The following is a 22,894-nucleotide window of genomic DNA, read 5'->3' as shown; positions in this document are numbered from 1 at the left end:
GGGTACGGACGGTCATCGCCTATTTTGGTGGCCGTGGCCAATGAGAAATTAACGTTCCTGACCCAGTTTGTCCGCCAGCCGATGTCGGTGGGTGCGATCGCGCCCAGCTCACGGGCGCTGGCAGACAAGATCACCGCACCGGTTCCGCGTACGGGTGATCCGGTGGTGGTCGAACTCGGGCCCGGCACCGGCTCCTTCACCGGCGAGATTCAGCGCCGGCTCGGCGGGCGCGGCCACCAGCTTGCCATCGAGATCAACCCCGACTTCGCCGGTGCGTTGAGTCGGCGCTACCCGGCGGTGGACGTCATCTCCGACGACGCCCGCAAGCTCCGCGACCTGCTGGCAGCACGGGGCCACCACCAAGCCGACGTGATCGTAAGCGGCCTGCCCTGGGCCGCCTTCAACAACGACCTGCAGCAGAACCTGCTCGACGCGGTCGCCGACGGGCTGGCCGACGACGGCGCGTTCACCACCTTCGCCTACCTGTTCGCCATCTGGACCCCGCCGGCACAGCGCCTGCGCACCGCACTCAGGTCCCGGTTCGAAGAGGTCACCTTGGGCCGTACGGTCTGGGGAAACCTTCCCCCCGCACTCGTCTACCACTGCCGCCGCCCGATCCGACCCACCCGCCCGCACTCCGGCCTCGCCGCCACCAACACCGGCACCACCACCTGAGCAGGGCACTCACGCACAGCGATCACCCTGCCGCAAACGCCCGGTCCCCAACGGGACCGGGCGTCGACGAACAAGGTTCTGGGTTAGGCCTGCCGTGCCCGGCGGAGAGATCAAGCCTGACCGCTCGGAGCCGGGCACGGCAGGCCCAACCCCCAACGAGCACCCTCAGGCAGCAGGCCAATCATGAGCCCCCAGACGCGGCGAGACCGCCCCCGGAGGGGCGGCCTCGAGCCACGACAGAAACCCGGTCACCGTGGATTGCGCCATCGCGATCTCCACCGGTGCCTGGTGGCTGGTACACCGCAGGATCACCCAGTCGGCCGGCATGGAGAACTGTTCCTGGCCCTCGGGCAGTCGGCGACGTTCCACCGCGAGCCCCCGACGGGCGAGCACCCGCTTGGGCCGGATGGCAAAACTGAACATCCGGTACCAGCGCAGTTCGTCGTCGGTGAACCGCCCGAAACCTGGCGACCAGCCCCGGCCGTCGAGCATCGTCGACACCCGTACGCTGAGCCGGATTATGCCGCCCGAGCGGGTGACCAGGGCACGCCGGACGAAGAGTACGAGCAGGCCGGCGAGCACGACCAGCGCGCCGACCCCGATCCACTCCAGAACCAGCACCGACGTGCCGGGTCAGCGGGTCGAAGCGGCGGTAACCGGGGTGGCGCTCTCGGCTAGGACGGTGACGCCCTCGCCGGTCACCGAGAGGAAGCCACCGGCCACCTCGAACGTGATCTGCTCACCACCGGCGAGCTTGATCCGGACCTGGCCGGGCTCGGCGAGCTGGCCCAGCAGCGGAGCGTGGCCCGGCAGCACTCCGAGCTCGCCCTCGGTCGTCCGCGCGACGACCATTTCGGCGTCGCCGGACCAGACCTTCTCCTCGACGGCTACGAGCTCGACGTGTAGCTGATTTGCCACGCTGTCTCCTTGTATAGCTACGGGATCCCACCGAGTCTAGTCGCGTATCCGTCCCGCTCCCACGGCGGGTGGCGAGAAGCACCCCGGTTACTTGTCCGTGTTGATCAGTTCGGGGTGCGCGGCCACGAACGTGTCGAGCGTGTCGGCCTGTACGGAGGCGAAGAAGTCCGGCGCCGGAGCCTTCAGCTGCTCGCCCTGGTAGTTGCTGGAGGAGCCGAGCGCGGCATGCGGCAGTTTGATCAGCGTCATCGAGTCGGACCGCAGGTCGCGTAGGGCGAATGCCCAGTCGGCGACGCTGTGCCCGCGACCGCTGAAGATCAGGGACTGTCCGGCGGCGCGCAGCACCGCGTCGAGCTTGAGCGGGTTGGTCACCACGTCCCGGCTGAGCGCCTGGCTGGCCATCGCCCGGATGAACTGCTGCTGGTGCCGCTGCCGGCCGTAGTCGCCGTCGACCAGTGTCTTGCGCTGCCGTACGTAGTCCAGCGCCTGCCAGCCGTTCAGGTGGGCCTGGCCCTTCTTGTACTCGCGCTGCGGCCCGATGTAGCCCTCGCCGTTCGGGTTGCCCGGACGCGGGGTGCCGTCCGGTTGGAGGTGCTCGGACTTGGTGTCCGCGTCGATGTACATGTCGACGCCGCCCATCGCGTCGACAATCTTCTTGAAGCCACCGAAGTTGAGGATCGCGCCCGCGTCGAACCGCTTGATGCCGGTGTAGTTGCTGATCGTGGTCTGCAGTAGCTCGAATCCCTTGGCCGCGTCCGGGTTCTTCCCGGGCACCAGGCTGCCGTGTGACATGGCGGCGTTGAGCCGGTCGTTGCCCCCGGCATAGTTCGCCTTGGGGAAGGCGGGGATGTCCACCCGCAGGTCACGGGGAAGCGAGAAGAGGTACGCCCGGTCCATGCCGGCCGGCACGTGCAGGATCATGATCGAGTCGGCCAGCGGTGGCGTGGACGGCTGCCGGGGGTCGATGCCGACCAGCAGGATGTTGACCGGCCCCTTGATGTCGGAGACCTTCGGCGGCGGCGTGCCGGGCCCCTCGTCGCCGAAGAGGTCCGCGCTGGCCACCGCACCCTGGTAGCGGGAGAGCAACACCTCGAACCCGACCAGTACGACCCCACTGAGCAGCATGAGCACGGTACCGAAGATCGTGCAGAGTCGCGCCCAGCGCGGCACCGCCGACTTCTTCCTGCGCTTGCCGTGTGTGGTTGGCGTACCGAGGTCGGTCACCAGGCATCTCCCATCATCGCGCCCCGACGGCACCGGACGGCCCCTTCGGGGGCACGGACGTTGCAGAGCGTAGCGCTGGTTTCTGGAAGAACCCCTGGAAGATCAACTGGCCGCCACGCGGCCCCCCGTACGCGAAAAGGGACCGTGCCGGCGGTCAGCCGACACGGTCCCCAGTCGTGGTACGGAAAAACTAGTCCTTCATCAGCTCGCGTGCGTTGCGCTCCAGGTCGTCCAGGCCACCGCACATGAAGAACGCCTGCTCGGGGAAGTGATCGAACTCACCCTCGCTGATCTTCTTGAACGCCTCGACGGTGTCCTTGACCGGCACGTACGAACCCTTGATGCCGGTGAAGACCTCGGCCGCGAAGGTGTTCTGCGACAGGAAGCGCTCGATCCGCCGGGCACGCCCAACGGTGATCTTGTCTTCCTCGGAGAGCTCCTCGATACCGAGGATGGCGATGATGTCCTGCAGGTCCTTGTAGCGCTGCAGGATCCGCTTCACCTCGGAGGCGACGGTGTAGTGCTCCAGCCCGACGTACTCCGGCGCGAGGATCCGCGAGGAGGACGCCAGCGGGTCCACCGCCGGGTAGATGCCCTTGTCGGAGATCGACCGCTCCAGGTTGGTGGTCGCGTCCAGGTGGGCGAAGGTGGTCGCCGGTGCCGGGTCGGTGTAGTCGTCCGCCGGCACGTAGATCGCCTGCATCGAGGTGATCGCCTGGCCCCGGACCGACGTGATCCGCTCCTGCAGCTCGCCCATCTCGTCGGCGAGCGTCGGCTGGTAACCCACGGCGCTCGGCATCCGGCCCAGCAGGGTGGAAACCTCCGAGCCGGCCTGGGTGAACCGGAAGATGTTGTCGATGAAGAGCAACACCTCCTGCTTCTGCACGTCCCGGAAGTACTCCGCCATGGTCAGCGCGGAGAGGGCGACCCGCAGACGCGTGCCCGGCGGCTCGTCCATCTGGCCGTAGACCAGCGCGGTCTTCTCGATGACGCCGGACTCGGTCATCTCGTGGATGAGGTCGTTGCCCTCACGGGTACGCTCGCCCACCCCGGCGAACACCGAGGTACCACCGAAGTTGTTCGCAACCCGGATGATCATTTCCTGGATCAGCACGGTCTTGCCCACGCCCGCGCCGCCGAACAGGCCGATCTTGCCACCCTTGACGTACGGGGCGAGCAGGTCGAGAACCTTGATGCCGGTCTCCAGCATCTCGGTCTTCGGCTCGAGGTCGGCGAAGGCCGGGGCCTTCCGGTGGATACCCCACCGGTCGGAGACCTGGAGCTTCTCGCCCTCCTTGAGGTTGAGGCACTCGCCGATCGCGTTGAACACGTGACCCTTGGTGCCGTCACCCACCGGCACCATGATCGGGTTGCCGGTGTCCCGGACCTCGGCGCCGCGGACCATGCCATCGGTCGGCTGCATCGAGATGGCCCGGATCATGTTGTCGCCCAGGTGCTGGGCGACCTCCAGGGTCAGCGTCTTCTCTCCACCGGAGAGCGAGACGGTGACGTTGAGGGCGTTGAAGATCTCCGGCATGGCGTCGCGCGGGAACTCGGCGTCGACGACCGGGCCGATGACCCGTACCACCCGACCGGTGGCGGTCTTCGTCTCTACTGGTGCAGTCATCACACTTCACTTCCCGACGCGGCCAGCGCGTTGGCGCCGCCGACGATCTCACTGATCTCCTGGGTGATCCCGGCCTGGCGGGCCGAGTTCATCTCACGCGTGTATCTGTCGATCATGTCCTCGGCGTTGTCGGTCGCGCTCTTCATCGCGCGCCGGCGTGCCGCCGACTCACTGGCCGCCGATTCGATCAACGCCGCGTAGATCCGGGTGTTGATGTACTTGGGCAGCAGTGCGTCGAGCAGCGCCTCGGCTTCGGGCTCGAACTCGTACGCCGGCAGCAGGCCCTCGGACCGCGGACGGTCCTCGACCTCCATCGGGCCAATGATCTTGGTAACCGGGTTCTGCGTCATCAGCGACTTGAACTCGGTGTAGACGATGTGCAACTCGTCCACACCCAGCACGCCGTCGATGCCGCCGCTGCCGCTCTCGTCGTCCGCGCCGTGGCCGAACGCCTTGATCAGCGTCTCACCCACCTCGCGGGCGTTCGCGAACGACGGCTGCTCCGAGAACCCGGTCCAGCTCGCCTCGATCGGCCGGTTGCGGAACCGGTAGAAGGTGACGCCCTTACGGCCGATGACGTAGAGCACCGGCTCCTTGCCCTCGTCCCGCAGCCGAGCCAGCAGCGACTCGGCCATCCTGATCGCGTTGGAGCTGTAACCGCCGGCCAGGCCGCGGTCACTGGTGACCACCACGACCCCGGCTCGCCGTACCCGCGGACGGGCGGTGAGCAGCGGGTGGTCGATCGCCGCGTTGGACGCCAGCGCGGTGAGCACACCGGTGATGGCCTGGGCGTACGGCAGGGACGCCGCAACCCGGGCCTGGGCCTTGGCGATCCGGCTCGTCGCCACGAGCTCCATCGCCTTGGTGATCTTCTTCATCGACTTCGCCGAGCGGATTCGTTGACGAAGAACGCGAACCTGGGCCGCCATTGGTCAGCCCTACTTCTCTACCGCAGCGTCGGTCCCGCCATCCCGGTACCGGGTTACGGTCTCGCGGTTCTCTTCGCCTTCGAGGGGCGCGGCTGCGGCCTCGTTGACCTTCACGTCGTCCGCTTTACCCAGGAACTGGGGCTTGAACCGGTTGATCGCCTCGTCCAGGGCGCGCGGCTCGTCGTCGCCCCAGTTGTTGGCGGCGATCGAATCCAGCGTCGACTTGTAGTTGTGCCGCAGGAACTCGAGGAACTCGTTCTCGAACCGGCGCACGTCGGCAACCGCGATGTCGTCGAGCTTGCCCTCGGTGCCGGCCCAGACCGACACCACCTGCTCCTCGACCGGGAACGGCGAGTAGTTCGGCTGCTTGAGCAGCTCGACCAGGCGGGCACCGCGGTCCAGCTGGTTGCGGGAGGCCCGGTCCAGGTCGGAGGCGAAGGCGGCGAACGCCTCCAGCTCGCGGTACTGGGCCAGGTCCAGCCGGAGCCGGCCGGCGACCTTCTTCATCGGCTTGACCTGCGCAGCGCCACCGACCCGGGAGACCGAGGTACCGACGTTGATCGCCGGGCGGACACCCTGGTTGAACAGCTCGCCCTCGAGGAAGATCTGCCCGTCGGTGATCGAGATGACGTTGGTCGGGATGAACGCCGAGATGTCGTTGCCCTTGGTTTCGATGATCGGCAGACCGGTCATCGAGCCGCCACCCAGCTCGTCGGAGAGCTTGGCGCAGCGCTCCAGCAGGCGGGAGTGCAGGTAGAAGACGTCACCCGGGTACGCCTCGCGGCCCGGCGGGCGACGCAGCAGCAGCGACACGGCGCGGTACGCCTCGGCCTGCTTGGTCAGGTCGTCGAAGACGATCAGGACGTGCTTGCCGCCGTACATCCAGTGCTGTCCGATGGACGAGCCGGCGTACGGGGCGATGTACTTGAAGCCGGCCGGGTCGGAGGCGGGCGAGGCGACGATGGTGGTGTACTCCATCGCGCCCTGCTCCTCCAGCAGGCCCTTCACCGAGGCGATGGTGGAGGCCTTCTGGCCGATCGCCACGTAGATGCAGCGGACCTGCTTGGCCGGGTCACCCGACCGCCAGTTGTCCCGCTGGTTCAGGATCGTGTCGATCGCGACCGTGGTCTTGCCGGTCTTCCGGTCACCGATGATCAGCTGACGCTGACCCCGGCCGATCGCGGTCATCGCGTCGATGGCCTTGATGCCGGTCTGGAGTGCCTCGGTGACACCCTGGCGGGCCATGACGTTCGGCGCCTGCAGCTCGAGCTCACGGAAGCCCTCGTTGGCGATCTCACCGAGACCGTCGATCGGGGCACCGAGCGCGTTCACCACGCGACCCAGGAAGGCGTCGCCGACCGGAACGGACAGCACCCGGCCGGTGCGCTTGACGCGCTGGCCTTCCTCGATGCCGGCGTAGTCGCCGAGCACCACGGTGCCGATCTCCCGGACGTCGAGGTTGAGCGCCACACCGAGCGTGCCGTCCTCGAACTCCAGCAGCTCGTTGGCCATCGTCGAGGGAAGCCCCTCGATGTGCGCGATGCCGTCACCGGCGTCGGCGACAGTGCCGACCTCCTCGCGGGAGATGTCGGGCGAATAGGAGGAGACGTAGCGCTCCAGGGCGCCGCGGATCTCCTCCGACGAGATGGTCAGCTCGGCCATCCTCTGCTTCCTCTATTCAGGGCCCGGAGTTAACTCAGAGCGGCAGGCTAAGTACGGCGTAGTTCGTTCAGCGCTTGGTGAGCGCGTTACGGGTTTCGGTGAGTCGGCGCAGGATGGTGCCGTCGTAGAGATCGGCACCGACCTGGACGCTCAGCCCGCCGAGCACGTGCGGGTCTACCGTCTGCTTGACGGTGACCTCCCGACCGTAGATCTCGGTCAGCTTGGCGCTCAGCCGGCGCTCCTCTTCCTCACCGAGGGGCGCCGCGACGGTCACGTAGGCCACCTGCCGGTCACGGCGGTCGGCGGCCAGCTCCACCAGGCGGGTGAGCCCGTTGGAGAAGGACCGTCCACCGAAGCCGGCCAGGGCCACCTCGGCGAGGCGGATGGTCGACGGCTTCGCCTTGCCCGACAGCAGCGTCCGGACCAGTTCGGTCCGCTGCGCCACCGGTGCGATCGGGTCGGACAGGGCATTGCTCAGTCCGGTGTCCCCCCCGACCACCTGGCCGAAGCGGAACAGCTCGTCCTCGACCTCACCGAGGTCGTCGGCCCGGTCGGCGCTGGCGAGCAGCGCCTCCACTCCGAGTCGCTCGGTGCCGGTCAGCAGCTCGGACGGAGCCGACCAGCGACCGGTCACCAGCGCGGTGAGCAGCTCGGACGCATCCGAGTTCACCTTGCCGGCGAGCAGGCTGCCCAGCAGGCCGGCCCGCTCCTCGCCGGAGCGGGCCGGGTCGGACAGGGCCCGCCGCAGCCGCGCCTCACGACGCAGCAGATCGGCCACGGCGAGGATCCCGTCGGCGGTGTCGGCGATCGCCGACGGCTCGGCGGTCTGGGCGTACGCGTCCAGACGCTCCGCCACGGCGGCGTACGACTCCCGGCTGGCGGCCTGCATCAGCGGGCCCCCGCGCTCTCGAGCCCGGTCAGGAAGCGCTCGACCGTGCCCTTCTGACGCGCCTCGTCGGCGAGCGACTCACCGACGATCTTGCTGGCCAGGTCGACCGCGAGCGTGCCGACCTCCGCGCGCAGTTCGCGCACGATGGTCTGCCGTTCGGCGGCGAGCTGCTCCTTGCCGAGCGCGATGATCCGGTCGGACTCCTCGCGCGCCTTGGCCAGGACGTCCTGTCGGATGCCCTCGGCGTCGGCCCGCGCGTCGTCACGGATCTTGGCGGCGTCGGTACGTGCCTCCGCCAACTGGGCCCGGTACTGATCGAGGAACTGGTTGGCCTCGGCCTGTGCGACCTCGGCCCGCTTGATGCCACCCTCGATCGCTTCGACCCGCGCCTGGAAGGTCTGCTCCATGCGCGGGAAGACGAACTTCATCAGCACGAAGCAGAGCAGCGCGAAGGCTACCGAGCCAACGACGATCTCCTGCCAGAGCGGGAGAATCGGGTTGTGCTCGGTGGCGCCTTCCGCAGCGGCGATGTAAAGCATGTGAACCCTCCGTTGACGAAGGCGGGCAGGACTAGGAGAGCGTGCCCTGCCAGATGAAGCCGAACGCGATGCCGAGCAGCGCGAGCGCCTCGATCACGGCGAAGCCGATCCAGACGTAGGGCAGGGTGATCCGCGACGACTCGGGCTGACGCGCCGTCGAGTTGATGTACGCGGCGAAGACCAGGCCGACGCCGATGCCGGGGCCGATGGCGGCAAGGCCGTAACCGATGGCGGCGACGCTGCCCTCTACTGCGGCGATGTCCATTAGTTGGTTCCTCCTGGTTATCACGCGTGACGGTCACGCGGGACGACAACGGTTGTGCGGTTGTGAACTCAGTGCTCTTCGGCGACAGCGCCCTGCACGTAGCTTGCGGTAAGTACGACGAAGACGTAGGCCTGTAGGACGATGACCAGTGCTTCGAGGAAGGTCAGCGCGACGGTCATCACCCAGGAGAGCACCGAGACCGGCGCCAGCAGCGGGGTCGCGTTGAGCATCGCGAATCCGCCGAGGGTGAAGACCAGCAGGAGCATGTGGCCGGCGAACATGTTCGCGAACAGACGCACGGCCAGCGAGAACGGGCGAACCAGGAACGTCGAGAATGCCTCGATCGGAATCAGCAACGGCAGGATGTACCACGGCGCCGGCGGGATGAGCGAGTTCTTGAAGAACTTGCCCGCTCCGTGGTGCCGGATGCCCACCCAGATGAACATCACGTAGCTGATCGCCGCGAAGATCGCCGGGAAGGCGATGTGCGAGTTCGGCGAGATCTGGATCAGCGGAACGATGCTGAACAGGTTGGTCAGCAGGATGAAACAGAAGAGCGTGGTGAAGTACGGCGCGAACGCGACTCCACGGTGTCCGATCATCTCTACGGCGATGTTGTTGCGCACGAAGCCGTAGATCGACTCGGCGAACCACTGCTTCTTGGTCGGCACCAACTGCGGTTTGCGGTAGCTCAGCAGGAAGAACAGGATGAGCAACCCGGCAGCGAGCCAGACCAGCAGGGTGATCTTGGTGACCCACAGCGAGTGTCCGCCCCACGGGGCGACGCTGGGCAGGAAGAAGTCCCCCACGCTGGGTGGAAACGGGGAATCGCCCTCCGCGAGGACGACCGTTTGTCCGATCACCGCGTCCCTTCCCTAGTTAGGCGGCGCGCCGAGCCGGCGGATGACCAGGTAGATCCCACCGGCCGCGCCGAGTACGACGCCGATCCCGATGGCGACGCCATCGGTCTCGAGCCACCGGTCGACCAGCCAGCCGATGAGGCCCCACACCAACATCCCTGCGATCAGGTACGCGAGCGCGGTCCATCCCTGTCCGGCGTTGGGCGGCTGATAGTCGCCTGTGCCGTCAGCGGGTTGGGGGGTTTGGTCACCGGCCATGACAGGGCGAACGGTATCAGCCAGAAATACGAGGCAAGGAGGCACCCCCCGCACAACCGATGTGTGTGGGCGTTCTGGGGCGCAGCGTCGTCTGGAGGCACGCTACTCCGCTTAGGCCCGCTGGGAAATGACCGATCACGGACAGTTTTTTGCCGCGTCGTGCTAGGCGGCGGTCCGCCGCAGGTGAACAGCGGTGATCCACCAGATGTGCACCCCGGTCCAGACCGCCACGCCGGCAACCACGCCGAGCGCCAGCGGCACCAGCCCTGGCCAGCCAGTAGCAGCCGCGGCGGCCATCAACACGCCGAACACCGAGAATTTGGCCGCGTACATGGCCAGGCCGAACGGGAGGACCAGTTGCGGGTCCACCGAATCGGCCCAGGCCACGACCAAGGTGGACGACGTGTAACTGAAAGTGACGACGGCAACGCCGATCGCGGCGCCGATCGCTCCGGTCGTGCCGGAGGTCAGGCCGCCGACCAGGGCGGCCAGCGCCACCAGGCCCGCGGAGGCCAGCAGCAACACCGGCAGGTGTCGCAGCCGCCAATGTTTGTCCGTCGGGGACGCCGGGTCCGTGACAGCGTCAGTGGGGGGTGCGTCGACCGTCGCGGAGGGCTCGACCGGGTCGTGGTCGGCCTCCAGGGCGCGGTCCGCCGCCAGCTCAGCCACGGGGGTACGCCGGGAAGCCGGCCACCAGCTCGGTGACCTCGTGGGCGACGGCGGCCAACGTCTCCTCGCCGCCGGTAGCGGTCGGATCGGTCCGCACCGCCCGGGAGATCAGGCTCGCGATCTGCCGCATCTCACCCTCGCGCATGCCCTGGGTGGTGACACTCGGAGTGCCGACCCGGATCCCGGAGGCGATCATCGGCTTCTGCGGGTCGTACGGAACCGCGTTCTTGTTCAGCGTGATGCCGGCCCGGCCGGCGCGTTCCTCCGCATCCCGCCCGGTCACGTCCAGCTCGCGCAGGTCGATCAGGGCGAGATGGGTGTCGGTGCCGCCGGAGACCGGCCGCATCCCCTCCGCCGCCAGCCCTGCGGCGAGCGCACGGGCGTTGCGGACCACCTGGGTGGCGTACGCCTTGAAGTCCGGTGACGCGGCCTCGCGCAGCGCGACGGCCTTGGCCGCGACGGCGTGCATCAACGGACCCCCCTGGGTGAACGGGAACACCGCCTTGTCGATGCGCTCGGCGAGCCCCTCCCGGCACAGGATCATGCCGCCGCGAGGTCCCCGCAGCACCTTGTGGGTGGTGAAACAGACCACGTCGGCGTACGGCACCGGGGACGGGATCGCCCCGCCGGCCACCAGCCCGATGAAGTGCGCGGCGTCCACCATCAGGTACGCACCGACCTCGTCGGCGATCTCCCGGAACCGGGCGAAGTCGATCAGGCGGGGGTAGGCGGTCGCGCCACAGATGATCAGCTTCGGCCGGTGCGCCAGAGCGAGGTCGCGTACCTCGTCGTAGTCGATCAGTTCGGTGTCCCGGCGGACGGTGTAGCCGATCGGGGAGAACCACTTACCGGAGAAGTTGACCCGGCTGCCGTGGGTCAGGTGGCCGCCGTGCGGCAGCTCCATCGCCAGCACCGGGTCACCCGGCTGCACCAGCGCCGCGTACGCGGCCAGGTTCGCGCTCGCCCCGGAGTGCGGTTGCAGGTTGGCGTGCTCGGCGCCGAACAGCTCCTTGGCCCGGTCGATGCCGATCTCCTCGGCCCGGTCCACCTCGGCGCAGCCACCGTAGTAACGCCGTCCGGGATAACCCTCGGCGTACTTGTTCGTCAGGGTCGAGCCGAGCGCCGCCAGTACGGCCGGCGAGGTGAGGTTCTCGCTGGCGATGAGTTGCAGTCCGCCCCGCAACCGGTCCAGCTCGCCGAGCACGACATCGGCGATCTCCGGGTCGGTGGCCGCCAACTCGTCGAAGTCGGGCCCGTAGAACTTGCTCATGTGGTCTCCTCGTCGAGTGCGCCACCGCAGTGGAGTGTACGGAGCGGCCCGGCGTGATCCACCTATGCCCTGGTCAGGACGACAACCCGGCCGCCGCGCTCAGGGCAGCAGGGCGGCGGCGAGCGGGTCGACGGTCTCCTCGATCTCGTCGGCGACCCGGCTGAAGCACTGGTCGCCCCGGCCCCACGGGTCGTCGAGGTCGTCCGCCGGCAGCGGGGTGCTGCCGCGGCGGGCGGCGTCGACCGCCTCGACCAGCGCGACGCCTCGGGCGTACACCTCGTCCGGGGTGGCTGCCGCGGCCGGCAGCCCGCTCAGGTCGACGGCAGCGAGCAACCGGCCGAACTCGCCGAGCACGAAGGTCCGCCCGCTCGCGTCGGGGCGCAGCGCCACCACGTAGTCCTGCTGGTCGGCGGTGGCGGTCAACACCAGGTCGGCCGCGTCGATCTGGTCCGAACGCAGTTTGCGGGCGGCGAACCCGTCGATGTCACCGCCACGGGAGCGGACCTGGCGGGCGGCGGGCGGGTTCATCTCCTCGCCCGCGTGCCAGCCGCCGGTGCCGGCGCTGTGGCTGTGCAGCAGTTCGTCGGCGAGCGTCGCCGCCACCGTCGCACCGTCGGCCCGCCGGGCCAGCCGCTCGCGGATCGCGAGGGTGAGCAGCCGTTCCGCCATCGGCGAGCGGCAGATGTTGCCCATGCAGACGTGCAGGACGGTGAACGGCGGCACTCAGGCCTCCCGGCCCTGGATGTCCGGTACGACCTCGCGCAGCTTCTCCAGCGGGATCGCCCCCTCCCGCAGCACACGCGGGATCTCGCCGGTGAGGTCGACGATGGTGCTCGGCACCGGGTCCGGCGCGGTGCCGGCCTCCAGGTACGCCCGTACGGAGTAGCCGAGCTGGTCGCGGGCCTCCTCCGCGGTGGTCGCCGCGGGCTGCCCGGTCTTGTTCGCCGACGAGACCGCCATCGGCCCGGTCTCCCGGAGCACCTCCAGCGCGACCGGGTGCATCGGCATCCGTACGGCGACGGTGCCGGCGGTGTCGCCGAGGTCCCACTGCAGGCTGGGCGAGTGCTCGACGACGATCGTCAACGCGCCCGGCCAGAACGCCGCGACCAGGTCACGGGCGGCCGAGGGCAGGGTGAAGACCAGCCCGTCGAGGGTGTGCCGGGAGCCGACCAGGACCGGCGGTGGCATGGACCGACCCCGACCCTTGGCGTTCAGCAGCGCGGTGACGGCGTACGGCGTGAACGCGTCCGCGCCGATCCCGTACACCGTGTCGGTGGGTAGCACCACCAGCTCGCCGTTCTTGACCGCCTCGATCGCGGCGGCGATGCCGCGGTCGCGCTCGGCGAGGGACCGACAGTCGTAGAGCATCACGAGGAGCCAGTCTGCCACGCCGGAACGGCATCGGCGGCACGGGTGCCGCCACTGCGACACGCGGTGACAAACCGGGCCCGACCCGTCAGGTCCGGGTGGTCGCGTACCTCGTCGAACCGGCCGTCGGCGCGCAGCAGCGCCGGTACCGCCTCGGCGTGGGTGTCGTCGTGTTCGATGCCGAGCAGCCCGCCGGGGCGCAGCAGGTCGGCCGCGCGGGCCAGCACCGGCCGGATCACCGCCAGGCCGTCCGGGCCGCCGAAGACCGCCTCCGCCGGGTCGTGGTCGGCCACCTCCGGGGGTACGGCGGTCGTCGACGGCACGTACGGCGGGTTGCAGAGCAGCACGTCCACCTGCCCGACCAACCCGGCCAGCAGCCCCGGCTCGGTGACGTCGCCGGCCACCACCTCGATCGGCCGGTCCCCGGCGGCGGCCCGCTCGGCCGCGTTGCGGCGCAGCCAGGTCAGCGCCTCCGTGGACCGCTCGACCGCCACCACCCGCGCCTGCGGCACCTCGTCGGCCACCGCCAGGGCGATCGCCCCGCTGCCGCTGCACAGGTCGACCACGAGCGGTTCGACGGCCGCGCCCGTGCCACCGCCCATCGCACGTGCCCCCTCGATGCCCCAGCCGGCGAGCAGTTCGGTCTCCGGGCGGGGTACGAAGACGCCGGGCCCGACCGCCAGCTCCAGATAACGAAACGGCGCCGAACCGAGCAGGTACTGCAACGGCTCGCGGCCCACCCGTCGGCGGACAAGTTCGGCGAACCGGTCGAGTTGGGCGGGGGTGAAGCGGGCCGTCAGCGCCAACCGCCCACGCGACGTGTCCAGCACGTACGCGGCCAGCAGCTCCGCTTCGGCCCGCGCCGGCCCGATTCCGGCGGCGCCGAGCACACCGGTCGCCCAGCCGACGGCGACCGAGGGCCGCAACCGTTCTGACCCTTCGGCGGGCTGCTGTAGGAAATCTGTCACGCCATAATCATGAGACGTCGGACGGGGGCACCGGACACGGGCGCCGCTCGTCCGCGATTCGTAGGAGGTTCCGCGTGAGCTGGCTCGACCAGGTCAAAGACCAGGCCGAGGTCCTCATGCACGCTCGCGGGCTGATGGAGGCCGGCCGGTCCGCCGCGGCGTGCCAGACCTTCGAACAGGTCATCGACACCACCGAGGACCCATATTCCCGGGCCGACGCGCTGGTCCAACGCCTCTCCGCGCTGATCAACCTGGGCCGGACCGCCGAATACACCACCGCCGTCGAGCGGGCCTTCGACGCCGCCCGCGACCTCGTCTCCGAGCCGTACCTGCACGGGCACCTGCACGCGCTGGCCGCGCTCGCCGCGCACGACCACGGCGCGCTCGACCGGTGCGTCACGCACCTGGTCCGCAGCGCCCAGGCGCTGGCCGCGGTCGAGGACCCGGACCGGGAAACCGCCTGGGCCTGGCACGACCTGGCCATGGCCTACTCCTACCTCAGCTTCCACGGCTACGCGCTCTCCGCCATCGAACGCGCCCGCCAGCTCGGTGCCGCCGCCGGCATACCGGACGAGACGTTCGCCGCACCCGGTATCCGGCTGCGCAACGCGGTCACCCTCGACCACCACGGCGACAGCGACGGCTGCCTGCGGGTGCTCCGCGACATCGGCGGCGACCTGGACCGGTTCGTCGCCACCGGCGGTGGCGCGCGACTGCGCCCGAGCAGCCTGGTCGCGTACGGCTACGCGGTCGCCCGCCGGGCGGCGCTCGGTGAGCCGACCGAACTGCCCACCGGGATCTCCGCCACCTCGTTGCTCAGCAAGGGCGGGGACAGCGCACGGGCGCGGGACATGCGACAGCTCGGCGAGGCGTGCCTGGCGATCGCCGCCGGGCGGCCGATCGAGGCGATGACCCGACTGGACACGGTCACGGTGGCCGCCGAAACCCTCGGCGCGGCCGAGCACGCCCGGCTGCGCAGCATGGCGTACAGCCGCGCAGGTGACCACCCGGCGGCGCACCGGGCCGACCGGTTCGCGTTCCGGCTCGCCGCCCAGCGCAACGACCGGCTCCGGGACGTGTACGTCGACGGCATCGCGGCCCGGATCGACCACGAGGAGTTGCGCCGCGAGGCGGCCCGGTACGAGGACGAGGCGCTCACCGATCCGCTCACCGGCCTGCCCAACCGCCGCCGGCTGGAGCGTTACGTCGCGGCGATGGTGGGACGGGGCGAGCGGGCGGTGATTGGGGTCTGCGACCTCGACGGGTTCAAGGCGGTCAACACCGCGCACGGCCACCACTCCGGCGACCTGGTGCTGCAACGCATCGCCGGGGTGATCAACAGGGTGATGCGGCGGGGTGACTTCGTGGCCCGGTTCGGCGGTGACGAGTTCATCGTGGTGCTGCCGAGCGCCGGCATGGCAGAGGCGGACGACGTGGGTCGCCGGATCACCGCGGCGGTGTACGCCGAGGACTGGGCCTCGCTGGTGCCGGGCACCCCGGTCGGGGTCAGCGTCGGTTTCGCCGAGGTCAGCGGGGCCGGTGCCAACCTGCGGGAGGCACTGAGCACCGCGTTCAAGGTCGCCGACCGGGAGATGCTGCGGTCGAAGACCCGGCCGCGGATCGTCTCCTGACCGGGTCCGCGAGAGCGGCGGATCAGCGGCGGGACAGCTCGCTCTCGCCGGCCAGCCTGGCTGCCCGGTCCGCCTCGGTCAGCGCGTCCAGCACCGCGTCCAGGTCTCCGGCGAGCGCCAGGTCCAGGTTGTACGCGGTGTAGCCGATCCGGTGGTCGGTGATCCGGTTCTGCGGGTAGTTGTAGGTACGGATCCGCTCCGAGCGGTCGACCGTACGCACCTGCAGCCGGCGGGCGTCGGAGGCGGCCGCGTCGGCCTGCTCCTGGGCGGCGGCGAGCAGCCGGGCGCGCAGGATCCGCATCGCCTGCTCGCGGTTCTGTAGCTGGCTCTTCTCGTTCTGGCAGGAGACCACGATCCCGGTCGGCAGGTGGGTGATCCGCACCGCCGAGTCGGTGGTGTTGACCGACTGGCCGCCGGGGCCGGACGAGCGGAACACGTCGATCCGCAGCTCGTTCGGGTCGATGGTGACGTCGACGTCCTCCGCCTCCGGCAGCACCAGGACACCGGCGGCGCTGGTGTGGATCCGGCCCTGGGACTCGGTGACCGGCACCCGCTGTACGCGATGCACCCCGCCCTCCCACTTCAGCCGGGACCAGACCCCGTTGCCGCCCTCCGGTACGCCCTTGGTCTTGACCGCGAGCGAGATGTCCTTCACCCCGCCGAGGTCGGAGTCCTGCACCTCGAGCACCTCGGTCACCCAGCCGTGGCGTTCGGCGTACCGGGTGTACATCCGGAGCAGGTCACCGGCGAAGAGCGCGGACTCGTCGCCGCCCTCACCGGCCTTGATCTCCAGGATCACGTCCTTGGCGTCGTGCGGGTCGCGCGGGGCGAGCAGCTCGGCCAGCCGCTGTTCGAGCGCGGGCAGCGCCGCGACCAGCGTGTCGACCTCGCTGGCGAACGACGGGTCCTCGGCGGCGAGTTCACGGGCGGCTTCGAGGTCGGCGCGGGCCTCGGCCAGTTCACCGGCCGCCTTGTGTAGCGGGGTCAGCTCGGCGAACCGGCGCCCGACCCGCCTGGCGGTCGCCTGGTCGGCGTGGATCGCCGGATCCGCCAACCGCTTCTCGAGCTGCGCGTACTCGTCGAGAAGGCCAGCCAACCGCTCACTGCTCATGACCCGTACTCCTTATGACCGAGCGGGGGAACCACGGCGGAATGGACAACCGCGGGCACATACGGACAACGCCCGCGCCCGGTACGAACCGGGACGCGGGCGCCGTCGACGCAGCTACTTGGCCTTCTTGGCCTGAACCTTGGCGTACTTCTGCTGGAACTTCGCAACCCGGCCGGCGGTGTCGAGAACGCGCTGCTTACCGGTGTAGAACGGGTGGCAGGCGCTGCAGGTCTCGACGTGGATCGAGCCGCCCTTGGCGGTGCTGCGGGTGGTGAAGGTGCTACCGCAGGAACAGGTCACCTCGGTGGTGACGTATTCCGGGTGGATGTTGGGCTTCATGTCGCCTCGGTCCCTTTCGTCAAGTGGTCGCCGGGTCGCCGTCAACGCTCGTCACGATCGCGTGGCGCGCTCGGGCGTGAACCGGAACCGGTGGCCGATTGACCAGTGTGCCATGGGCCTTGGCCCACCCCGAAATCGGGCTGCACACCTGATCCGTGGTGGTTAACGTTTCCCGCACCCCTGTGCATTCCCCTCCCGCCGGAAGGCATTCCCCGTGACCACCCCTGTCCGCGTACCGGTGACGTCGCTCTCGCAGATCCTCGACCCGTCCGCCCTGGCCGCCGCGCTGGCCGAGGGGCTGGTACGCGCGCAGCGCCACCCCGAGCTGCCGTTGTCGATCTACAACTACACCGAGGCGTGCGCGTACACGTCGGCGTGGTCACCGGTGACGTTGGCCTGTCGGGGGCTGATCGTGGACGACGTGACCGGGGCGGTGCTGGCCCGGCCGTACCCGAAGTTCTTCAACCACGACCAGCCGGGGGCGCCGGACCTCCGTCTCGACGCACCGGCCACGGTGACGGACAAGGCGGACGGCTCGCTCGGTGTGATCTTCCCGACCCCGGCCGGGTACGCGGTCGCCACCCGCGGCTCGTTCGCGTCCGACCAGGCCCGGCACGCCACCGACCTGCTGCGCACCCGCTACCCCGACTTCCTCCCGCCGGCCGGGCACACCGTACTGGTCGAAATCATCTACCCGGCCAACCGGATCGTGCTCGACTACGCCGGCCTGGACGACCTGGTGTTGCTCGGCTCGGTCGAGATCGCCACCGGCCGCAGCCACGGCCCGGCGGCGGTGCCCGACTGGCCCGGTCCGGTGGTGGATGCGCTGCCCTACCGCACGCTCGCCGAGGCGCTGGCCGCGCCGCCGCGCGACAACCGGGAGGGGTTGGTGGTGCACTGGCCGGACACCGACCAGCGAGTGAAGATCAAGTACGCGGACTATGTCCGGCTGCACCGCCTGGTCTACGGCCTCAGCGCCCGTACCGTCTGGGACGTCATGGTCCACGGCGGCAGCCTGGCCGACCTGGTCGAGCCGCTGCCGGACGAGTTCCGTGCCTGGGTCGAGGCCGTCGCGGCCGAGCTGACCGCGACCGTCGCGGCCCGCGCCGCCCAGATCGAGGCGGCGTACGGTGAAATCGTCGCACGCCTGCCCGACGGCTGGACCCGACGCGACTTCGCCGGCCGGGCCCTGGCCCACCCGGAACGCGCCGCCCTCTTCCTCCGACTCGACGGCAAGGACCACCATCCGCTGCTCTGGCAGCAGGCCAAGCCCGCCGGTGACCGCACCCCGCACAACCCGGAGTGAACGATGACCCGACTGATCCTCACCCGCGGGCTGCCCGCCTCCGGCAAGACCACCTTCGCCCGCGAACTCCAGCCGGGCGTGGTCCGGGTCAACCGCGACGACCTGCGCCGGATGCTGCACGGCACCCGCCTGTTCACCCAGTGGGCCGAGGGCCAGGTGACCGCCGTACAGCGGGCACAGGTCGAGGCGCTGCTCCGGGCCCGGGTCGACGTCTGCGTCGACGACACCAACCTGCGGTCGAAGACCGTACGGGACTGGGCCGAACTCGGTGCCCGGTTCGGCGCCACGTTGGAGGTGCACGACTTCACCGACGTACCGGTGGACGAGTGCGTACGCCGGGACGCCGACCGACCCGAGGACGACCAGGTCGGCGAGGAGGCGATCCGCCGGATGCACCAGCGTTACCTGGCCGGACGCAACCTGCCACTGCCGGTGCCGTACGTGACCCCGGGCGGCCCGGCGACCGTCTACCGGCCCACGTCCGGCGCGCCGGAGATCGTGCTGGTGGACATCGACGGGACGGTGGCGCTGATGGGCGAGCGCAGCCCGTACGACATGAGCCGGGTCGGCGGCGACCTGCCGAATCCGGCGGTGATCGCGGCGGTCCGGGCGATGCACTCGGCCGGCTACGGCGTGGTCTTCTGCTCCGGACGGGACGACTCCTGCCGGGCCGAGACCGAAGCCTGGCTGGACCTGCACGTGGCAGTGCCGTACCTGGGCCTGCACATGCGCGAGTACGGCGACAGCCGCAAGGACTCGGTGGTCAAGCGGGAGATCTTCGAAGCCGAGATCCACCCCCACTTCCAGGTGGTCGGCGTCTTCGACGACCGCATGCAGGTGGTCCGGATGTGGCGCGACCTGGGCCTCACCGTCTTCCAGGTGGCCGAGGGCGACTTCTGACGGGTGTCACGACGAAGGGGCACGGCCGTTTCCGGCCGTGCCCCTTTCGTTTACGTCAGCCGGGATTACTCTCCCGGGGTCGACTTCGCGATCTGCATCAGGAACTCGATGTTGGTACGGCTCTGCTTGAGCCGGTCCAGCAGCAGGTCCAGTGCGGCCTGCGAGTCCAGCGAGTGCAACACCTTGCGCAGCTTGTGCGTGATGGCCAACTCTTCCGGCGCGAGCAGGATCTCTTCCTTACGCGTACCGGACGGGTGGATGTCGATGGCCGGGAAGACCCGCTTGTCGGCGATCTTCCGGTCCAGCTTCAGCTCCGCGTTACCGGTGCCCTTGAACTCCTCGAAGATGACCGTGTCCATCATGGACCCGGTCTCCACCAGCGCGGTGGCGAGGATGGTCAGCGAGCCGCCGTTCTCGATGTTGCGCGCCGCGCCGAGGAACCGCTTCGGCGGGTAGAGCGCGGTCGAGTCGATACCACCGGACATGATCCGGCCGCTGGCCGGTGCCGCCAGGTTGTACGACCGCCCGAGCCGGGTCACCGAGTCCAGCAGTACGACCACGTCGTGGCCGAGTTCGACCAGGCGCTTGGCCCGCTCGATGGCCAGCTCCGCGACCGTGGTGTGGTCCTGCGGCGGCCGGTCGAACGTGGCCGCGATGACCTCGCCCTTGACCGAGCGCTGCATGTCGGTGACCTCTTCGGGCCGCTCGTCGACCAGCACCACCATCAGGTGGCACTCCGGGTTGTTGTGGGTGATCGCGTTGGCGATCGCCTGCAACACCATCGTCTTACCCGCCTTGGGCGGGGAGACGATGAGCGCCCGCTGGCCCTTGCCGATCGGCATGACCAGGTCGATGACCCGGGTGGTGAGGATGTGCGGCTCGGTCTCCAGCCGGAGTCGCTCCTGCGGGTAGAGCGGAGTCAGCTTGTAGAACTCCGGCCGCCGCTTCGCCTCGTCCGGCTCCATCCCGTTGATGGTGTCGAGCCGCACCAGCGGGTTGTACTTGTCCCGCCGCTGCTCACCGTCACGAGCCGCGCGGACCGCGCCGGTGACCGCGTCACCGCGGCGCAGGCCGTACTTCTTGACCTGGGACATCGACACGTAGACGTCGTTCGGGCCGGAGAGGTAACCGGTGGTCCGTACGAAGGCGTAGTTGTCGAGCACGTCGATGATGCCGGCCACCGGGACGAGCACGTCGTCCTCGTTGACCTGCGGCTCCCGGCCGCCACCGGTGGTCTCGGCGCCCTCGGGGCGGTCGTTGCGACCACGCCGACGGTCCCGGAACCGGCTGCGGCGGCTGCGACGACCACCGCCCTCGCCATCGTCGTCACCGTCATCGTTGCGGTCGATGTTCCGGTCGTTGTTGCGGTCGAGGTTGCGGTCACCGTTCCGCTCGCCGTTGCGGTCACTGCCGCGCTCGGCGTTACGGTCGTTGCCGCGCTCCGCGTTGCGGTCACTGCCGCGCTCGGCGTTGCGGTCGTTGTTCCGCTCGCCGTTGCGGTCGGAGCTGCGCTCGCCGTTGCGGTCGGAATTGCGCTGGCCGCGCTCGGCCCGCTCGGTGCGCTCACCGCGCTCGGACCGGTCGCCCCGCTCCCTGCTGGTCCGGGACTCGGCCCGCTCGACCCGCTCGGTGGTCTCCGCCACCGGCTCGTCCGCCTTCGGCTCCACCGCGGCCGTGGCGGCGGTTGCCGCGGCACGACTCGACCGGCGGGAGGAACGCTCGCGTACGGGCGCCTCGGTGGCTGCCGGCTGGGCAGCCGGAGCCGGGTTCTCGTCCGCGCCACGCCGCTCGGTGGTGTCCCGCACCTCGGCGCGTACCTCTTCGCGGGCCGGCGCGGCCGCGGCGGCGACCTCGACCCGTGGACGCGGCGGGCTACCGGCGGCGGCGCCGCCCTGCCGTTCCGAGATGGCGCTGATCAGCTCGCCCTTGCGCATCCGGGCGGTACCGGAGATGCCGAGCGACGCGGCCAGGCTCTGCAGCTCCGGCAGCAGCATCGCCGACAAGCCGGTGCCAGTCCGGCGGCGACGGACGGGACCCGCGGTGGCTTCGCCAGCGACGTTGGAAACATCCGACGTCACGTCGGTGGTGTCGCTCAATGGATTCCTTCCCTCGATAAGGCCGGGGCTACCCGGGATCGACTAACAAGGTGGCCGGGCGGCCTCGGTACACCCGCCTCGCGTCGCGCGTAACGGGAGTCTGTAACACAGCAGCCGGTTTTCCCGACTCACCAACGTCGGTGAGCAGTCTTCGCCGTCTGCGACGACCGGTGGAAAACTGCGGTGCGGCGTGGGCCTAGGCAAGGGTGAGACGGGCTAACCGCCGAAAGCTTCGGGGGTGCACCGACCCGCAGGAGATCGCATGCTTCGCGGCTGTGCTAAGTCTAGAGCGTAATCAACTCTTCCGACCTGCGGCAACAGGGTCCCGCTCGGCGTGTCCCAGTCTAACCCTATCAACCTGGGCGCCGGTCACGTCTACTGGCAACAGCCGGACCGACCAGCCCATTCCCGGGTCGAAGTTTTCCGGCACCGCGGACAGGGCCAGTACGGTCGGTCCCGCCCCACTGACCACCGCCGCCACTCCAGCCGCCCGCAGGGCCGTGAGCAGGGAAGCAGTGCCCGGCATGCCGGCCGCCCGGTAGTCCTGGTGCAGCCGGTCGGAGGTCGCGGCGTACAGCAGGGACGGGTCGGCGGTGAGCGCGTGCACGAGCAGCGCGGCCCGTCCGGCGTTCCGCGCGGCATCCCGGTGCGGCACCGTGGCCGGCAGTGCGGCACGGGCGACGGCGGTGAGTCCCCGTTCTTCGGGCACAAAAAGCACGGGCGCGACATCCGGCGACGGCCGCAGCACAACCGCGCGTGCACCGGCTGCCGTCGGGCGTACGCCGGACTGCCCGGCACCGGCCGTCACCTGGGGCTCAATCGAACCGGCCGTCCCATTCGTCACTCGCGACGCGGGAGCGGACGTACCGGTCAGGTCGGATCCGGACGAGAGCGGCGCCGTCTCGGTCCAGGCGATGGTGAAACCACCGAGCAGACAGGGGGCCACGTTGTCCGGATGTCCCTCGATCTCGGCCGCCAGGCGCAGCGCATCGGCGTCGTCGAGCCGGTCCATGCCGTCGACGGTCAGGCCGCGGGCCAACTGCACCCCGGCGACGATCGCCGCCGACGAGGAACCCAGGCCGCGAGCCTGCGGTATCCGGTTCACGCAGTCCAGCGCCAGCCCCGTCGGCTGGCCGCCGAGCAGGTCGAAGGTGGCCCGCATGGCCCGGACCACCAGGTGCGTCTCGTCGTCGGGAAGTTCACCCGCGCCCGCACCGGTCACCGTGACCCGGCAGCCGGCGGCGGTCACCTCGGCGCTGACCTCGTCGTGGAGGGCCAGCGCGAGGCCGAGCGAGTCGAAGCCCGGCCCGAGGTTCGCGCTGGTCGCGGGCACCCGGACCCGGACCGGCCCGGAGACGAAGGACAACACCATCCGCCCATGCTAGGGCGG

General features: G+C 69.8%; 24 protein-coding genes. 4 read left to right on the top strand and 20 right to left on the bottom strand.

Features of this window, described 5'->3' with window-relative positions:
• The first annotated feature begins 27 nt into the window (after positions 1-27).
• Positions 28-675, top strand: a complete 648-nt coding sequence (locus AB0J90_RS07955) for an SAM-dependent methyltransferase (RefSeq protein ID WP_363593360.1) — start codon at positions 28-30, stop codon at positions 673-675.
• Between the two features lie 165 nt (positions 676-840).
• Here AB0J90_RS07955 and AB0J90_RS07950 read toward each other — a convergent pair whose 3' ends face one another.
• The 16 genes from AB0J90_RS07950 to prmC all read right to left on the bottom strand — a co-directional run bounded on the left by AB0J90_RS07950 (position 841) and on the right by prmC (position 14,121).
• Positions 841-1,296, bottom strand: coding sequence for a DUF2550 domain-containing protein (locus AB0J90_RS07950; RefSeq protein ID WP_326562856.1), 456 nt, complete (start codon positions 1,294-1,296; stop codon positions 841-843).
• 12 nt (positions 1,297-1,308) lie between these two features.
• Complete coding sequence (locus tag AB0J90_RS07945; protein WP_363593358.1) at positions 1,309-1,593, bottom strand: F0F1 ATP synthase subunit epsilon; 285 nt, start codon at positions 1,591-1,593, stop codon at positions 1,309-1,311.
• Positions 1,594-1,680: 87 nt separating this feature from the next.
• Positions 1,681-2,817: an LCP family protein gene (locus AB0J90_RS07940; RefSeq protein ID WP_363593356.1), complete on the bottom strand. Its 1,137-nt coding sequence runs from the start codon at positions 2,815-2,817 to the stop codon at positions 1,681-1,683.
• Between the two features lie 190 nt (positions 2,818-3,007).
• Complete coding sequence (gene atpD / locus AB0J90_RS07935) at positions 3,008-4,444, bottom strand: F0F1 ATP synthase subunit beta (RefSeq protein ID WP_326562853.1); 1,437 nt, start codon at positions 4,442-4,444, stop codon at positions 3,008-3,010.
• Positions 4,444-5,373: a F0F1 ATP synthase subunit gamma gene (locus tag AB0J90_RS07930; protein ID WP_363593354.1), complete on the bottom strand. Its 930-nt coding sequence runs from the start codon at positions 5,371-5,373 to the stop codon at positions 4,444-4,446. Before AB0J90_RS07930 ends, atpD begins: the two co-directional genes overlap by 1 nt.
• A gap of 9 nt (positions 5,374-5,382) precedes the next feature.
• Positions 5,383-7,035, bottom strand: a complete 1,653-nt coding sequence (gene atpA / locus AB0J90_RS07925; RefSeq protein ID WP_363593352.1) for a F0F1 ATP synthase subunit alpha — start codon at positions 7,033-7,035, stop codon at positions 5,383-5,385.
• A 67-nt stretch (positions 7,036-7,102) separates the two neighbouring features.
• Positions 7,103-7,924 carry a F0F1 ATP synthase subunit delta gene (locus AB0J90_RS07920; protein ID WP_363593350.1) on the bottom strand — a complete coding sequence of 274 codons (822 nt, stop codon included), beginning with the start codon at positions 7,922-7,924 and terminating at the stop codon, positions 7,103-7,105.
• Entirely contained in the window at positions 7,924-8,463 is a 540-nt protein-coding gene (locus AB0J90_RS07915; protein ID WP_363593348.1) for a F0F1 ATP synthase subunit B, read from the bottom strand. Before AB0J90_RS07915 ends, AB0J90_RS07920 begins: the two co-directional genes overlap by 1 nt.
• A 31-nt stretch (positions 8,464-8,494) precedes the next feature.
• The gene (locus AB0J90_RS07910) at positions 8,495-8,728 is read right to left on the bottom strand and encodes a F0F1 ATP synthase subunit C (protein ID WP_363593346.1); all 234 of its coding nucleotides are present in this window, start codon (positions 8,726-8,728) and stop codon (positions 8,495-8,497) included.
• A gap of 68 nt (positions 8,729-8,796) precedes the next feature.
• Entirely contained in the window at positions 8,797-9,591 is a 795-nt protein-coding gene (gene atpB / locus AB0J90_RS07905) for a F0F1 ATP synthase subunit A (protein WP_363593344.1), read from the bottom strand.
• Between the two features lie 12 nt (positions 9,592-9,603).
• Positions 9,604-9,846, bottom strand: a complete 243-nt coding sequence (locus AB0J90_RS07900) for an AtpZ/AtpI family protein (RefSeq protein ID WP_363593342.1) — start codon at positions 9,844-9,846, stop codon at positions 9,604-9,606.
• 162 nt (positions 9,847-10,008) lie between these two features.
• Entirely contained in the window at positions 10,009-10,386 is a 378-nt protein-coding gene (locus tag AB0J90_RS07895; protein WP_363593674.1) for a hypothetical protein, read from the bottom strand.
• Between the two features lie 121 nt (positions 10,387-10,507).
• Positions 10,508-11,785, bottom strand: a complete 1,278-nt coding sequence (gene glyA, locus AB0J90_RS07890) for a serine hydroxymethyltransferase (RefSeq protein ID WP_363593340.1) — start codon at positions 11,783-11,785, stop codon at positions 10,508-10,510.
• Between the two features lie 99 nt (positions 11,786-11,884).
• On the bottom strand, positions 11,885-12,508 hold the full coding sequence (locus tag AB0J90_RS07885) for a phosphotyrosine protein phosphatase (protein ID WP_363593338.1): 624 nt from the start codon (positions 12,506-12,508) through the stop codon (positions 11,885-11,887).
• Positions 12,509-13,153, bottom strand: coding sequence for an L-threonylcarbamoyladenylate synthase (locus AB0J90_RS07880; protein ID WP_363593672.1), 645 nt, complete (start codon positions 13,151-13,153; stop codon positions 12,509-12,511).
• The gene (gene prmC, locus AB0J90_RS07875; RefSeq protein ID WP_363593336.1) at positions 13,153-14,121 is read right to left on the bottom strand and encodes a peptide chain release factor N(5)-glutamine methyltransferase; all 969 of its coding nucleotides are present in this window, start codon (positions 14,119-14,121) and stop codon (positions 13,153-13,155) included. The genes AB0J90_RS07880 and prmC overlap by 1 nt, the downstream gene beginning before the upstream one ends.
• Before the next feature lie 74 nt (positions 14,122-14,195).
• Between prmC and AB0J90_RS07870 the strand changes: the two genes are divergently transcribed.
• Positions 14,196-15,752: a GGDEF domain-containing protein gene (locus AB0J90_RS07870; protein ID WP_363593334.1), complete on the top strand. Its 1,557-nt coding sequence runs from the start codon at positions 14,196-14,198 to the stop codon at positions 15,750-15,752.
• Between the two features lie 22 nt (positions 15,753-15,774).
• Here the strand turns inward: AB0J90_RS07870 and prfA are convergent, their stop codons facing one another.
• Positions 15,775-16,863: a peptide chain release factor 1 gene (gene prfA, locus AB0J90_RS07865; protein WP_363593332.1), complete on the bottom strand. Its 1,089-nt coding sequence runs from the start codon at positions 16,861-16,863 to the stop codon at positions 15,775-15,777.
• 114 nt (positions 16,864-16,977) lie between these two features.
• Positions 16,978-17,202, bottom strand: a complete 225-nt coding sequence (gene rpmE, locus AB0J90_RS07860; protein ID WP_121156762.1) for a 50S ribosomal protein L31 — start codon at positions 17,200-17,202, stop codon at positions 16,978-16,980.
• A gap of 214 nt (positions 17,203-17,416) precedes the next feature.
• Between rpmE and AB0J90_RS07855 the strand changes: the two genes are divergently transcribed.
• Together AB0J90_RS07855 and AB0J90_RS07850 are read left to right on the top strand one after the other, a co-directional pair.
• Entirely contained in the window at positions 17,417-18,508 is a 1,092-nt protein-coding gene (locus tag AB0J90_RS07855; protein WP_363593330.1) for an RNA ligase, read from the top strand.
• Between the two features lie 3 nt (positions 18,509-18,511).
• The gene (locus tag AB0J90_RS07850; RefSeq protein WP_363593328.1) at positions 18,512-19,408 is read left to right on the top strand and encodes an AAA family ATPase; all 897 of its coding nucleotides are present in this window, start codon (positions 18,512-18,514) and stop codon (positions 19,406-19,408) included.
• Between the two features lie 65 nt (positions 19,409-19,473).
• On the opposite strand, the gene rho is transcribed toward AB0J90_RS07850, so the two are convergent.
• Positions 19,474-21,504, bottom strand: a complete 2,031-nt coding sequence (rho, locus tag AB0J90_RS07845; RefSeq protein WP_363593326.1) for a transcription termination factor Rho — start codon at positions 21,502-21,504, stop codon at positions 19,474-19,476.
• A gap of 295 nt (positions 21,505-21,799) precedes the next feature.
• Positions 21,800-22,876, bottom strand: a complete 1,077-nt coding sequence (gene thrB / locus AB0J90_RS07840) for a homoserine kinase (RefSeq protein WP_363593324.1) — start codon at positions 22,874-22,876, stop codon at positions 21,800-21,802.
• Positions 22,877-22,894 lie beyond the last annotated feature (18 nt).

The organism is Micromonospora sp. NPDC049523 (assembly GCF_040676775.1).
Taxonomy (GTDB): Bacteria; Actinomycetota; Actinomycetes; order Mycobacteriales; family Micromonosporaceae; genus Micromonospora_G.
The sequence above is the reverse complement of the archived record's forward strand: the minus strand, read 5'-3'. Positions and strand labels throughout refer to the sequence as shown.